This window comes from Flavobacterium galactosidilyticum, assembly GCF_020911945.1.
In the GTDB taxonomy this organism is placed as follows: Bacteria; Bacteroidota; Bacteroidia; order Flavobacteriales; family Flavobacteriaceae; genus Flavobacterium; species Flavobacterium galactosidilyticum.
Genome location: NZ_CP087135.1, coordinates 2,298,457 through 2,313,121 on the forward strand (window position 1 = coordinate 2,298,457; position 14,665 = coordinate 2,313,121).

The 14,665-nt window shown below is 37.7% G+C and carries 15 protein-coding genes; 3 read left to right on the plus strand and 12 right to left on the minus strand.

What is annotated here, in order from left to right:
• Positions 1-16: 16 nt before the first annotated feature.
• The 9 genes from traM to LNP27_RS10020 are packed head-to-tail and all read right to left on the minus strand — an operon-like array spanning position 17 to position 7,525.
• Positions 17-1,333: a conjugative transposon protein TraM gene (gene traM / locus LNP27_RS09980; RefSeq protein WP_132109816.1), complete on the minus strand. Its 1,317-nt coding sequence runs from the start codon at positions 1,331-1,333 to the stop codon at positions 17-19.
• Positions 1,320-1,607: a nitrogen regulatory IIA protein gene (locus LNP27_RS09985; RefSeq protein ID WP_074590710.1), complete on the minus strand. Its 288-nt coding sequence runs from the start codon at positions 1,605-1,607 to the stop codon at positions 1,320-1,322. Before LNP27_RS09985 ends, traM begins: the two co-directional genes overlap by 14 nt.
• Positions 1,608-1,628: 21 nt before the next feature.
• Positions 1,629-2,060 carry a hypothetical protein gene (locus LNP27_RS09990; RefSeq protein WP_132109817.1) on the minus strand — a complete coding sequence of 144 codons (432 nt, stop codon included), beginning with the start codon at positions 2,058-2,060 and terminating at the stop codon, positions 1,629-1,631.
• Between the two features lie 11 nt (positions 2,061-2,071).
• A complete protein-coding gene (traK, locus tag LNP27_RS09995; protein WP_074590706.1) occupies positions 2,072-2,695 on the minus strand; it encodes a conjugative transposon protein TraK in 624 nt (207 codons plus the stop codon).
• 21 nt (positions 2,696-2,716) lie between these two features.
• On the minus strand, positions 2,717-3,712 hold the full coding sequence (gene traJ / locus LNP27_RS10000) for a conjugative transposon protein TraJ (protein ID WP_074590704.1): 996 nt from the start codon (positions 3,710-3,712) through the stop codon (positions 2,717-2,719).
• A 2-nt stretch (positions 3,713-3,714) separates the two neighbouring features.
• Positions 3,715-4,347, minus strand: coding sequence for a DUF4141 domain-containing protein (locus LNP27_RS10005; protein WP_113667128.1), 633 nt, complete (start codon positions 4,345-4,347; stop codon positions 3,715-3,717).
• Between the two features lie 27 nt (positions 4,348-4,374).
• The gene (locus LNP27_RS10010; protein WP_113667129.1) at positions 4,375-6,879 is read right to left on the minus strand and encodes a TraG family conjugative transposon ATPase; all 2,505 of its coding nucleotides are present in this window, start codon (positions 6,877-6,879) and stop codon (positions 4,375-4,377) included.
• On the minus strand, positions 6,876-7,208 hold the full coding sequence (locus tag LNP27_RS10015; protein WP_113667130.1) for a DUF4133 domain-containing protein: 333 nt from the start codon (positions 7,206-7,208) through the stop codon (positions 6,876-6,878). The genes LNP27_RS10010 and LNP27_RS10015 overlap by 4 nt, the downstream gene beginning before the upstream one ends.
• Positions 7,209-7,219: 11 nt before the next feature.
• The gene (locus LNP27_RS10020; RefSeq protein ID WP_074590696.1) at positions 7,220-7,525 is read right to left on the minus strand and encodes a DUF4134 domain-containing protein; all 306 of its coding nucleotides are present in this window, start codon (positions 7,523-7,525) and stop codon (positions 7,220-7,222) included.
• Between the two features lie 189 nt (positions 7,526-7,714).
• On the opposite strand from LNP27_RS10020, the gene LNP27_RS10025 reads away from it, so the two are divergent.
• Positions 7,715-9,853, plus strand: coding sequence for an ATP-dependent nuclease (locus LNP27_RS10025; RefSeq protein ID WP_229941486.1), 2,139 nt, complete (start codon positions 7,715-7,717; stop codon positions 9,851-9,853).
• A gap of 2 nt (positions 9,854-9,855) precedes the next feature.
• Positions 9,856-11,661 carry a UvrD-helicase domain-containing protein gene (locus LNP27_RS10030; protein WP_229941487.1) on the plus strand — a complete coding sequence of 602 codons (1,806 nt, stop codon included), beginning with the start codon at positions 9,856-9,858 and terminating at the stop codon, positions 11,659-11,661.
• A 19-nt stretch (positions 11,662-11,680) separates the two neighbouring features.
• Here LNP27_RS10030 and LNP27_RS10035 read toward each other — a convergent pair whose 3' ends face one another.
• The 3 genes from LNP27_RS10035 to LNP27_RS10045 all read right to left on the minus strand — a co-directional run bounded on the left by LNP27_RS10035 (position 11,681) and on the right by LNP27_RS10045 (position 13,532).
• Entirely contained in the window at positions 11,681-12,187 is a 507-nt protein-coding gene (locus LNP27_RS10035; RefSeq protein ID WP_428978999.1) for a conjugal transfer protein TraD, read from the minus strand.
• Between the two features lie 132 nt (positions 12,188-12,319).
• Positions 12,320-12,760, minus strand: coding sequence for a DUF3408 domain-containing protein (locus LNP27_RS10040; RefSeq protein WP_229941488.1), 441 nt, complete (start codon positions 12,758-12,760; stop codon positions 12,320-12,322).
• 4 nt (positions 12,761-12,764) lie between these two features.
• The gene (locus tag LNP27_RS10045; protein ID WP_113667135.1) at positions 12,765-13,532 is read right to left on the minus strand and encodes a ParA family protein; all 768 of its coding nucleotides are present in this window, start codon (positions 13,530-13,532) and stop codon (positions 12,765-12,767) included.
• A gap of 695 nt (positions 13,533-14,227) precedes the next feature.
• Between LNP27_RS10045 and mobA the strand changes: the two genes are divergently transcribed.
• The gene (gene mobA / locus LNP27_RS10050; RefSeq protein WP_229941489.1) at positions 14,228-14,665 is read left to right on the plus strand and encodes a conjugal transfer protein MobA; all 438 of its coding nucleotides are present in this window, start codon (positions 14,228-14,230) and stop codon (positions 14,663-14,665) included.

Here is a 14,665-nt window from a genome sequence, read left to right on the forward strand (position 1 = left end):
TTATTTGAGTTAAATATTATTTTTTAGAAACAAGGAAAACCTGGTGTCCTGCTTTTAGCGTAACCTTTGGTGTTCTTATTTTTTTTGCGAAATAACCCGAAATACCTTGTACGGCACTTTTACTAAGGTCGGAACCAATCTGTTGACCTGTTGAGGAGTTCATACTGAAACTTGAACCTGTGGCATTTCCCATATTTGCAACAATGTCTGTTACCGCATTCCGTTCAGGCGAGTAGGGAACGTACAAACCTTGTTGTCCGTCAAGGTCGTAGATGGTTATATCTACTGGGATAATATTACCCTCCAATTCTATGGAAGTAACTTTTAGATGTAATCTGCCACCTTGAAATTTCCCGATTGCCGTTAAAATTGTTCCCTGAGGAATCGTACGGTTAGGCGTTTGAGCAGGTTCTAATAAACGTAGTCGTACACCGCTTTCGCCAATTATTGTCTGTGTTTCTTGTATGCTGGCTTTTACGCTATTTTTTGGTTGAGCCACTTGTTCTACAGATCCAGCAGTATAGAAACCTCGGTTCTTGTTTTCGCTCCAGTCTGCTAAAAAAGCACTATCGGTAGGTTCTCTGTACAAAGCCGATACAGCTTTCTTTCTTGTAGGTGTGAATGCTACAAAATATTCTTTCTGAGAATTTGAAGAAGAACCTCGGCTAGCACTGTCGGTGCTTACAGGTTTTTCGGTATTTCCTCCCGAAGGCAGATACTTTGAAGCCATCTGATACGATTTTTCCATCAACGTCAATTGGTCATTTACAGTTACACCGACAGGTATATCTTTTTCAGCCAATTTTTCTTTTAGTTCGTCCAATTGCCTGCGTAGTTCTTGTGTTTCGCTGTTATTATCCTGATAAAATGAACCTAATGTGCTTTGTGCATTTCGGTAACTGTTTAGTGTAGAAGTGCCCGATTTTCCAGTCATCATACCATTGTTTTGGTCTTCTTCGGGCAATTCTTCTTTAGTCTGCTGTGTGCTATCGTTATTCCAATAATCCGATAGCGTAGTTAGGGCATTTCGGCTTTCCTGGTCTTTCTGTTCCAGCATATCTTGCTCATAAGCTTTTTGTTTATCATCCTGCATTCCTGCTTCGGTAGCCTGTGGAAAAGCATCGTTTAGTCCGATGTTTTCCATTTCTTTTTTATCTGCCGAGGGTTTAAATATCAGGTATAAACAACCCATAAAAACAATCCCCATTAAACCAAAAATGAGTGGTTTTTTAAATCGTTCAATGGCACTCTTTTTATCCTCCGTAAGGTTGGATACTTTGTTTTGGTCGCCTTCCTCAACCAGAATGCTGACCCTTTTTTCATTTTCTTTCATAAAATTTATTTTTAAAAATTGTTGTCAATGTGTCCTTCAGCTTTTCAGGACTTTCTTTCTTTTTGAGAACAGGATTTTCGATATGCTCAATGACCAAATTGTTATCGGCTTTGCCTGCATCATACCATACTTTTAAAATAACTCCTGCGGTAAGCAGTAGATAGCCTATAAAAAAGTATAAGGTGTATTTATGCTGTTTTCCAACGGGTAATGCCCGCCATCGTTCGTCCAACTTGTTAAAATACCTATCCATATTTGCTCTTAATTTTTTCATGTCTTAAATTATTATTGGCTATCACATTTTAAACCCTCTTTTTTGGGAAGAAATGTGTTGTTTAGGATCTTCAGATACTTGGGCTACGGCTTCCTTTAATGTAGGAACCGAACCTGTTGAAAGATTTGTTAGTTCTGATTTCTTCAATAGTTGTCCGTAGCGGTCTGTCCTTTCAATGTCCATCTTTTGTACATCGAAAATGCCGTTTTTATGTCTTATCCACATATTACATTCAATCCTCGGCTTGTCATCTCCATTCCATTGGAGGTAAGTCGATAATAAAAAAAGTTCATGTCTATTCGGTTTTTTCGTACCGTTGTGAGAGGCTTCCAAGTATTCATTAATGCTTTCTTTTAACTTGCCCGGATAAGATGCTTCCGTTTGGAAGTAACCGTTGTATCCTTTATCTGTCAGTGTTTTCACGAATGTGTCTAAATCAAGTAACTGTTTCATAATCTTTGATTTTAACGTTGAATAACTTCAATGTCCTTATTCTCTACCACGGCAAATTTTTCAATATTGAAACCTTGCGGGTTATTGTCTGAACGGACAGAGTTTACAAGGAAACAGGACGTTACCAAGCTTCGCTTTGTCACATTGCTGGAACGGATGATGAATTGCTTAGCGTAAGTACGCACTGCATAAGGATGATTGTCGAAATTGCAGACCACACTATCCACCTCGATACGTTGCTGTACATTACCCGATATGATACGGTTGTAATAGCCTTTTTCGGAAAGATCTTTGTAATAATCAAAGGCACTTTTATCGGCAAGATTGAACGCCCGTTTCATATTGCTTTCAATGGCATTTTTGTCGGGTGCAAGTGTAAAAAAGAGTTCGTGAAAACGTCTTACGTGTTCCCTTGCCTCAACTGGACGGTTGATGGACGCATCTTGCGAAAGAGCCAACATCAATGATTTCCCATTGTCCAGTACATAAACTTTTTGGCGTTGTTCTGTTGCAAAGCTGTAGGACTGCCATACGGCATATCCTACAACGCTAATGCATAGAACGGCAAACACAATGGCGTACAGCCTTATCTGTCTAAAGCTGTTTTCGATATTTCTGAGTGTTTTAAATTCCATTTCTTAAGTGATTAATTTTATTTACTTATTAATTAGCCTGCCACCAATATTTCCTGCAACAGACCCAGCTCCAGCTCCGGCAAGATTTCCCGATTTCATTGCAGTTTGGTTAACATTACGGGTAAAGTTTCCGGCACCCCCTGCCTGAATAATCCAACCCGTTACCGTTGGAATTGTAAAATATCCTACAATACCGATAATCATAAAAATGATATACACGGTATTACTTGTATCGGGTATATAGGTTGGGTCGGCAAGCATTTCGATATCCCGTTCCAATATCAGCGATTGTATCCTTGCTAACATCGAACTGAACAAATCTGAAACTGGAAGCCAGAGGTAAACACTTATATACCTTGTAAACCATTGCGAGAGCGTGGATTGAAAACCGTCCCACACGGAAATAGCAAAGGCAATTGGTCCGAGTATGGACAACACTATCAGAAAAAATGTTCGTATGGTATCAATAACCAATGCAGCCGCCTGAAAAAGTATTTCCAGTAAATTGCGAAACCATTCCTTTATTGCTTTCTCAATCTTGTAGGCTTGCCTGTCCATATACATTCCTGCCATTGTTCCCACATCAGAAGGCGACCAGCCCAATTCCTCCAATTTCTTATCGAATTCCTCATCCGATGCCATATAAGCAGTTTCGGGATTTCTTACCATTGCTTCGTATTCCAATTGGTCTTTCTGCTGTTGCAATTTATTGAGGTCAAGTACCTGGTCTTCGAGAATGGAATGGGTTCCTGTTACTATCGGATTGAGAATTGCATTGATGGTTCCCAACACGATTGTTGGGAAAAACATAATGCAAAGTCCCAAAGCAAACGGACGTAACAATGGAAACATATCAATTGGTTCGGCTCGGCTTAAAGCCTGCCAAACCTTTAATGCCACATAGAACAAAGCGCCTAATCCGGCCACACCTTTAGCTACTCCTGCCATATCACCGGCAAGTGGCATCATATCATCGTACAGCGAACGCAGTACTTCGTGAAGATTATTCCATTCCATTTTTACCAGTATTTTTGGTTAGAAGTTCCATACAAGTCAAGCACTCGTTTGGCATCGTTTTTCTTTTTCGCTCTCAGGTAGCTTACAGATATGTTCTTGTTGGTGTAATAGCGAACAAGACTGTGATAATGCTTTACCTCTTTGTACACACGGTCGATAACATCCATACGCTCTTTGTCATTTAGCGAAAGGCTGGACGAGGTTATAATCTGCTTCAATTCCTTTAGCAGTTCCGTACTTTCATTTAGCAATGAAGAATAACCGTTGCCGATGGCTACCAATTCCTGTGGCGAAAAATTTGGATCGTTCATCATCTTGCCAAAATTCTGCACATACATTTCCGAAACATCACCTACCAACAAAGCAGTCTGTTGCACTTTACGAGCATCTTTTACAAGGTTGTTTATAGCCTGTAGTTTGTCGTAATACTCTTTGCCTTGCTTATACACTTTTTCCACTTCCTTAAAATTCTTAACCACATTGCTTACAGTGGAAGAAGTCTGTATAATTTCGTTCGCACTATTGAGGATGCCTGAAGCCAGATTTGCAGGATCTGTAACCACGAATTGTGCTTTTGCGGACGGTGCTACGGCAAGCGTTAATGCCATACACACCATAAAAATGATTTTTTTCATTTTCTTAAATTTTAAATTGTTAATGAATTATTGATTTGCACTATCACGCCGTTGCATAGCGATGTGCTTAATGGCGAGTTCTACATTGCCATCCAGTTCAGATGCGAGTTGCATCACTTCCAGTTTTTCGGTTTCTTCGGTGGTGTATGCGAGATATTCCTCCAAACTAACTTCTGTGGCATATACCGCAGAGTGTGTTCCACCCAAGCCAATCCATACTTCCTTGTAAAGTCGTGATGGGTCGTTGTTCATATTGATAGAAAGTACTTGCGCTTTTTCCTTATCTGTAAGTCCTAGCATTGCCTGTATATCATCGAACTTGTTCATATACTTTCGCTGGTCGAGCAGGATTTTACAATCGCTGTTGTTTATGATACTTTCCTTTACAATGGGCGATTGGATGATATCGTCCACTTCTTGTGTTACCACAATGGCTTCGCCAAAAAACTTCCTTACCGTTTTGAATAAATACTTGATGTATTCAGCCATTCCTTCTTTGGCGATGGCTTTCCAGGCTTCTTCAATCAGGATGAGTTTTCGGATACCTTTTAGCCTTCTCATTTTGTTGATGAAGACTTCCATAATGATGATGGTCACAATTGGAAAGAGGATTTTATGGTCTTTGATGGCATCAATCTCAAACACAATAAAGCGTTTGGAAAGCAGGTCTAATTGTTTATCAGAATTCAACAGATAATCATATTCGCCACCTTTGTAATAAGGTTCCAAAACATTGAGAAAATTGGCAATGTCAAAGTCTTTTTCCCTTACTTGTTTTTCTTCCAATACCTTACGATAATCGCCTTTCACATATTCATAGAAACCATTGAAGGATGGAAAAATATCATCTTGTTTAATGCGTTCGATGTAACCGCTTACGGCATTTGATAATGCAACTTCTTCCGAACGGGTCGGTGGTTCATCATCACGTTTCCAAAGGGTAAGTATTAAGGTTTTAACACTTTCTCTTTTTTCAATGTCAAACACACCATCATCGGTGTAGAAAGGATTAAAGGCAATAGGATTATCTTCGGTATAAGTAAAGTAAACGCCGTCTTCGCCTTTGGTTTTGCCTTTGATGAGTTCGCATAAACCCTGATAAGAATTGCCAGTATCAACCAACAAAACGTGAGCACCTTGCTCATAATATTGGCGAACCATATGGTTAGTGAAAAACGATTTTCCACTTCCCGAAGGACCCAGTATAAACTTGTTCCGGTTCGTGATGATACCCCGTTTCATCGGTAAATCCGATATATCCAAATGAATAGGCTTTCCGGTCAATCGGTCAGCCATCTTAATGCCAAATGGCGATGGCGAATTGTCGTAATTGGTTTCTTCTGTAAAAAAACACAAAGCAGGTTCAATGAACGTGTAAAAACTTTCCTCACTCGGAAAATCGCCTGCATTACCCGGCATTCCTGCCCAATATAGTGTTGCTACATCCGTAGTGTTGTGGCGTGGTTTGCATTCCATTAATGCCAAAGCGCTACCACTATCATTTTTTATTTGTTTGAGTTCGTTGGCATCATCTGACCAAGCCATAATATTGAAATGCGCTCTGATGGATGACAGTCCAAAACTATGTGCCTCATTCAGGTATTTTTCTATCCACTCTTTGTTGATTTGATTTGCCCGACTGTAGCGAGCCAACGAGTGCATATTTCTTGCAGACTTTTCAAACTTTTGCAGGTTGGCTTCGCTATTATCCAAAAACAAATACTGGTTGTAAATATGATTACAGCTTAACAGCAATCCCACAGGTGCAGCAAACGACAAACGGCAGTCGCTTCGGTCGGTAGATAGTTTTTCAAAACGGGTATCAGCAGATACTGTTCCGGGTAAATCGTCGGTATCAGATAAAGTGTGCAGGCACAATCTTTTGTTACCAATACGAATTTCTTCGCCACCCAATGCAATGTCTTGCATCGGTGTTCCAACTTCTCTTGATAATGTTAGGTATTGCTCCAATAATCCCTGCTTTCCATCTGTACCTATGATTTCGTCTTCGGTCAACCGTTGCAGTTTGATAAACCCACTATCGTTTACGATACGTTCAAATTGTGCAATGGCTTCCATAAAGCGATGTATCACTTCCTTATCCCTGATTTCCTTCGGTATCAGCGTTCCTTTGCAAAGCGAACTGAAATTACTCTGCATTCGCATACGCTCTTTGCTCGTTTTAGTTAGAAATAGATAACAATAATGGTTCAGAAAAGGACGTTCATTGAAATGGCGTTGGTAGGATTTTGCTAGAAAACTTTGGTCATCTTTTGCCAGATCTGGCGCATAATTTTCTTTGATGTACCAATCCTGTTTATGGACTATCGTGAAATCTGGCAAGGTTTTGATAGCCTTATGCCAAGCGGAATGGATAGCTTCATATTCAGCAGAAGCCACGGTAAACAGCTCCGGCAGACGTACTTCAAAGCAGGCAGTAATGTCCGCATCTTTTGACAGAATACAATTGTTCTCTACCGCCAATAATGGAAACTTGCTTTCCAGTGTTGTTGATTTTGCTGTATTTATCATCGTACATTGGATTTAGTGGTAAACTTTAAATAACGATGTACAGGCTTGCGACAAATGATGTAACGAGGATGCCGTTTATTAGCCGCTATTTTCATTAATCCGTGTTCTCCATATTTTCTATTCAGTGAGAAGGTTTGCCACACAATTAGCGAAGCACCACCTGCTCCAAGAAAAAGACAGATGTAAGAATTAACCCCGATCATATATAATATCATCACGAGGATTAGGGTTCCGAGCAATCCACCTGCGAAAATGAACAAGTATTGTGCTTTCAACCCTTTAAATTCCACCGTTCTTCCAATACCCTTATTGATGTTATAATTACTCATAAGGCAGGGGATTAAAGAAAGAATGAACGAAGGACGGTTGCCGCTACGATGAGAAAAATACACGCACCGAACCACGAAGCCGCCGTTTTGCTCGTATCAGGATCACCTGAACTGAACTTGTTGTACACTTTAACACCTCCGATGAGACCTACTACGGCACCAATGGCGTAGATGAGTTGTGTGGCAGGGTCGAAATAAGACGTTACCATTTGGGTTGCTTCGTTGATACCGGCTGTACCATTTCCTTGGGCGAAGGCACCAATTCCTGACAGCATTGCTACCGCTGCCAGCAAAGCTTTTTTTCTCTGTTTTTTCATAATTGAAACACATTAAATTGTTATTCTTTCCCACACCTTGCGGGCTTTCGTGACAAAGGTGTCTCAGAAATGAAGGCGTTATAACAAAGTGGTAGTCAAAGGAATTGTTTGGCTGTGGGTGGCGGTTAGAAAAAAGAAATGTAGTATATTAGTACATTTGAAATGTTCAATTATAAACTTCATTTTTTAATGTATATATCTAAAGTTAGCCTCATCAATTACAGAAATTTCGCAAATGCAAATTTTAATTTCAAAAAAGGAATTAATACCATTATAGGCGAGAATGGATCTGGAAAAACAAATGTTTTTAAGGCTGTAAGATTGCTTTTGGAAGATGCTTCCTTACAATATGCTTACAAGCTTACGGAAGGAGATTTTAATAGAACTTTGGATAAGAATAAATGGAAAGGTCATTGGATAATAATCAGTATTGAATTTGATGAACTTAATGATGAAGAAGCTATTCAATCGTTATTTATCCACGGAGCCGGAATTGCGGAAGAGGACTATGTGAAAAAAGCTACCTATAATCTTTTCTTTCGTCCCAAAGCGGATATAAGACAAAAGCTATCTGAATTAGCCAAAGGAGATACTGCTGGATTACAAACCTTGCTTGATGAAATCAATATTCAGGATAACTACGAAACTTTCTTTACAGGAAAAAGTATCGCTGACTTTAATGACCCGGCTGTATATAAGGAATTGGTTGGTGATTTTGAAAATGTTATTTTTCCTCCCACAATAGATGCCTCAAAATTCGGGTCAAAAATCCCACATCAAATGTCAGTTGCTAAAGAAATCTCTTTTACATTCATTCAAGCTTTGCGGGATGTTGTTAGCGATTTTCATAATAACAGAACTAATCCATTATTTACACTTTTGAAAAATAAAAGTGGTGAAATTAAAGAAGCGGATTATAAGCCAATTAGTGATTTGGTTAACGATTTGAATGAAAGTATTGAAGCACTTCCCGATGTACAAAATATTAGGGATGATATTAAATCTACAATTCAAGATGCTGCAGGACTTACTTATTCTCCGTCATCATTATCTATCAAATCCAGCGTTCCAGACGAAGCAGAAAAATTGCTTCAATCTTTAAAGCTATTTATTGGCGAGCCTGGAGAAGAATATGAAGGTGGCATTCACGAATTGAGTTTAGGTGGAGCAAATCTAATTTTCCTAACTCTAAAGCTGTTAGAGTTTAAATATCAAAAGTCCAAAGATACTTTTGCTAATTTTTTAATCATTGAAGAGCCCGAAGCCCATATTCACAATCACATTCAAAAGGCTTTATTTGATAAGCTGGATTATGGAGATACACAGATTATATATTCAACACATTCTACACAAATATCTGAAGTAAGCAATGTTGAGAACATTAATATTTTGGCTAAAAAATTAAATTATGCTGAAGTATATCAGCCCTCTACGGGATTAGGACCTGAAAATATAAATCAGATACAACGCTATTTGGACGCTGTGAGAACCAATTTGCTTTTTGCTAAAGGGGTAATTTTAGTAGAAGGAGATGCCGAAGAAATTTTAATCCCTACTATGGTTAAAAAAGCTTTTGGAGTAAGTTTAGATGAACTTGGTATTAGTCTTATAAATATTAGAAGTACAGGTTTTGAAAACGTGGCTCAGCTTTTTCATAATGACCGAATACAAAGAAAGTGTGCCATACTCACAGATTTAGATGATGCTATCTGTGACACCACAGAAGTTGTGGGTGATAGTGATGCATTGAAAAAGTATAAAAAGAAAGTGGCCGGTTCCAAACAAAAAGGTTTGGCTAGAAAGGTGAAATTAGATGCATTTGAAGTTGGCAATATTTGGGTGAAAGCTTTTTATGCAAAACATACTTTTGAAGTAGATTTCATTACTGAAGGAAATGAATTGGAAGTTAAGAAAATAATTAACCAAGTTTATGTAGATCAAGATACACGTGATACTGCAAAGGCAGATATTGAAGATGCTGACGTTTCTATTTATGGGAAACGTGTACTTACGATGGCAAAACAAGAAGGAAAAGGTTGGTTTGCTATAATGTTAGGAAAGCATATTTCGTACAAGACTATTCTTCCCAGTTATATAATTGATGCCATTTTTTTTGCTAAAGAAACGTCTCCAAATATCATTGCAGATATAATTGATTATCGAATTAAGAAAAATTTTGGGGATGATAACAAATTGGATTTTACAAGTTGCAAAGTAGAATTGTTAAAATATAGAAACGGAGAAACCACTTTAGGAGACTTAGCTTTCGACTTCGACCTCGTTATTCCTGACGATCAAATTTTAACGCTAATAGATAAATTGAAGTAGTTATGTTTATTTGGGAAAAAGACAGTATCAATAAAGAACAGGAAGATGCAATTCTCGAAAACAACAGCGTACTTCTTATTGCTTGTCCCGGTAGCGGTAAAACAAGAACTTTGACATTCAAAATTGCTTATGAGTTAAGCAGATTGAAGTCAGACAAAGAGTTCGTGATTGCTATAACCTATACCAACAGAGCTTCTGATGAGATCAAGGAACGAGTTGAATTATTAGGCGTAGATACAACCCAATTATGGATAGGCACTATCCATTCTTTTTGTATGGAATGGATTTTAAAACCATACCATCTGTATTCTGAAAGATTGAAGAACGGTTTTAAGGTCATCAATTCCTTTGATTCAGAGAAGATTTTAACCGAATTATGTGCCCCCTATAAGAAAGAGAAAATAACATATTATGATTGTGGTATTCTTGCCAAACCGGATGGTTTTTACTTAACCTGTCTTGATAGTGGTAAACATAATTCATTAAAGAAGATTCTTGGAGAATATTTTAAAGTTCTTGAAAAAAATCGACAAATTGATTTTGAGCAAATCTTATTTTATTCTTATGAAATTCTCAAATCAAAACCAGTTATAGCTAATATTTTGTGCAAATTATTTCCGTTTGTTTTAATTGACGAGTATCAAGATACCAAAGAAATACAGTATCATATTATATCCAAAATATTAAGCGTAAGCAAAGGAGCTTCAAAAACACTGATCGTAGGTGATCCAAATCAATCTATTTACGATTCACTGGGAGGGTATCCGATGCCGAAAGATGAATTAGAAAAATTATTAGGATTTGAATTGACTCCATTAAGCCTTGACAAAAACTATAGGTCATCTTCTGCTATTATTAGCTATTTTGATTATTATAAAACTTTCGATACCCCAATTGTAGCCTTTGGAAATGGAAAAGATTATTCAAGTTCAATCACATTTAACTCTTCCGTTTCAGTAGATAATTTAATTGAAGAATTGACTCAGTTAATATTGTATAATGTTGAGAAAGCAGGGATTAGTCCCAATGAAATATGCATCACTGCACCACAATGGGTACACATAGCAAGTATTACAAGAAAACTTATCATTCGACTTCCTGATTTCAGTTTTGACGGACCAGGGATGGCACCGTTTTCTCGGGATATTGATAATTTTTGGTTCAAGGTTTCAAGAATTGCATTGACAGAACCATCTGCTTTTATGTATGTAAGAAGATTAAGGTGGAGCAATGAAATTTTAAATGAACTTGATTCCGCAGGAGTTGATGTTTCAAATATGACTAGTAAGAAATTTTTAAGAATTTGTAATTCTTTGGAGATTATCGAGAAAGATGGATTAACTTATTTAAGGACTTTTTTTAATCAGATCTGTGAAAAACTGAAAATTGCATCACCCAATTTTCCTTTGTTAGATGAACATTTCAATTCATTTTTTGCAAGTTCTGAAAGTAGAATTCAGAGGCTGATTGATGAAGGAAATCCATATATTGGTGATATTGAAAATTTCAGAAAAGTATTCAGACAGCGAGATGGAATTACAGTATCCACTATCCACGGCACCAAGGGCGAAGAATACGATACAGTTATAGGTTTTGGCTTGTTAGATGGCTATGTTCCTCATTTTAACGATAATAATGGTCTTGAAAATTCAAAGAAGCTATTATATGTCTTAGCTTCAAGAGCGAGAAAAAATTTACATCTTATTTCGGAAAGAAATAGAAACGTACATAAGTTTTATGCTCCGGATGGAAAGCCACCAACTTCACATTTAACTGATTACAATTTCAAGTATTTACATGTTCTGTAACTAAAAAAAGGGAGTTTGCTCACACAAACTCCCCAATATCAAAATCTCTCAAATCATTTTTCCGCAAAGTGGAAGAACCGGCTTCCGTTTCAGATGAGAATGTGCTGTCCAATAGCTCTGCTATTTTTTGGGAAGCACCCTCCATAGAGTTTTCCAGTAGGCTGAATAATTCGGTTCCTTGTATTTTCTGAACTATGGCTATCGCTGTTTCCTTTTGAGACGGCTCCAATTTTTCTTTTTGTAGCAACATCCCCACGGAGCTTAGTTCTTCAAAGGTAACCCCTTGGGCAAAACCGTTATCGCTACTGGATATTCCGTACCTGTTCCATTCATCTTCTTCATCATCAAAATCAGACATATTACTGAAAACTTCGTCCAGCTCTTCCTGCGGAATTTGAATGTCGACGTTTTCATTTTCGTCGTATTCTATGTCAAAATTATCAGGATTTACTTCCTGCTCCTCATTTTGGCGTTCAGTGGCATTGTTTGGCACCGAAAGGCTTCTCTTAGGTCTAGGTTGCCCCATAATATCGGGCAGTTTAGGGTTGCTTTTTCCCTGTATCGGTTTTCTTTCTGAACTTTTTTTGATTACAATCTTGTCCTGCACAAGCAGGGCAATCAAAATCAGCAGGCATATCACAATTACTATTTCCATAACTTATAAAATAGGTTTGTATTTATCATTAAAACTCTTGGTAATCTGCTCGCCAAATTCCTGAAAATGGTAGTCCAGTAAATTGTCTAAATAACCGTAAATGGTTATTTTGTCTTCGCCTATCACTTGTACAATACGTGACAATTTTTCGTGAAAATCTGGTCGGATATATACCGTTTTTCCATCTCGGGCATTCGTGTCTGTTCTTTTGAAAAAGAGGCTTTCGTAATCTGTTTCGTTTGTTTTTTTAATTTTGGTCTTTTCCTTCACAGCAGATTTCTCCAATGGTAGTTTTTCGGGCTGAACATATTCCTTTTCGAGGGCTTCAACAGTTTGTTCTGTGGGTAACTGTAATCCCTCTCTTTTTACGCCAATTACCATCAGGCTCATCATCAGTTCCTCGTTAATATCGGGCGTACTTTTTTTCTTATTTTCTTTTTCCATTAGACTATAATTGAATGATTCTTAAAAATTCATTTACAAATTGATCTAACTGACAGGCTTTCATCAAGCGTTCATCAGGTGGCATTACCGTAGAACGGAAAACGGCTTTGCTGTTTACTTCACTTTCTTTGCGAAAACGGGTGCTGTTTTTGATTTGGCTCTGCATCAGGCTTAATCCTAATTGTTTGATGAGCTCGTTATAAACCTCATATAAAGGTGTACTTTCCCTGCCATCAACCTGGTTCCAAAACAGGTTGATGGTTTCTATGGAAGTTTCGCCTTTTTTCATAATCACATCCTGCAAAAGCTGTGTAAAAATCAGTGTGCTTTCCATTACCACTCGGTCTGCCGTGATAGGTGTAAAAATGTGGTGCATTCCTGCCAATGCATTCAAAATACCAGGCGTGTTAACCGTTCCGGGCAGGTCAAAAAAGACCACATCAATAGGTACTGAAGAACTACTTAAAAATTCGTGAGCGGTTTCCAATACGCTATCAGCTTTGGATTGCATAATCGGATAGGCTTTTTTGTTGATGGTGGTAAATTGTTTGTAAGCCAGCTTTTTTAAAGCTTCGTTTTCCATTACCATCGCCAAATCACGAGCCTTCATTTTCATCAGGCTGTGCTGGGGAAAATCGGCATCAAATACGGCTACATTATAGCCCAACCGATAGTGCATCGTACTTGCAACCAATGTTGTAAATGTACTTTTTCCCACACCGCCTTTTTGAGATGAAAAGGCGATAAATACTGTTTTGTGTTTTGCATTCATATTTCAACTGTTTTTAAAATTTATATCCTCAATTACTTAGGTGCGCATATAGGTTTGTAGCTCTATACAGAATTATAGAGATAAACAGGTAATTACGCACTAGGCTATTTATGTACTTGAATACTTTTTTATGGCTGTAGGCAAATAGATTTGTACAACCATAATTACTTATTTATATACCTGCTTTTTTGCGTACACAATTGCATATTCAAGTATTTCAATGGGTGCTTTTTTACATCTTCACATTTGTATTTATTTACATCGGTAATGAAGTACTTACGTTGTTACCTGCATAGCTAACTACGTCCCTATATGTGTTTGTAAGTACAAATAAATGCAGATAAATAGGTGTTTACATTGTCGTGGTAGTGTTTGGCTTCTAAAGGCAGAGTTTGTCCTAGTATCACATTGCAATACTCTTATCAACAGGTCTTTACTTTGTAAAATGAATTTTACTAACGGATTTATGCAAAGCATCTTGATAAAATGGACACGAAGCAGAACGGCATCGAGCCGATTTTCCCTGCTACATTTAATCCGTCCCGCAGGGCGGATTTTTGTGTTCATCAGAACACGGCAAGTTGTGTTTTGAGCATCTCGAAACGATTTCGGATGCTCAAAACAACTTGCCCTGCCGGGGGCTGAAAAACACCTTCCGAAGTCAGGGTTTTGTGTAAATTATAAATGGATTTGTGATGAACGAAAACAACAGAAAACAATTAAAAAAGACCGGACGCCGACCTAAGGAAGACCCGGCGAAGATTAGATATACAATTTCCTTTAATGAAGAAGAGCACAGCCGATTTCTTTCGCTCTTTGACCAATCGGGAATGCTGGTAAAGGCACATTTTATAACGTCCTGCATCTTTGATAAGACGATGAAATCCGTTAAAATAGACAAAGGAACCGTTGATTTTTATATGCGATTGACTTCATTTCACAGTCAATTTCGTTCCGTTGGCGTGAATTATAACCAAGTCGTAAAACTATTGTATAAGAATTTTTCAGAGAAAAAAGGATCTGCCTACCTCTATAAATTGGAAAAACAGACGATTGAAATGGTATTGTTATGCCAAAAAATAATTCATCTAATCGAAGAATTTGAAGCAAAACATCTGAAAAAACAGGTCTAA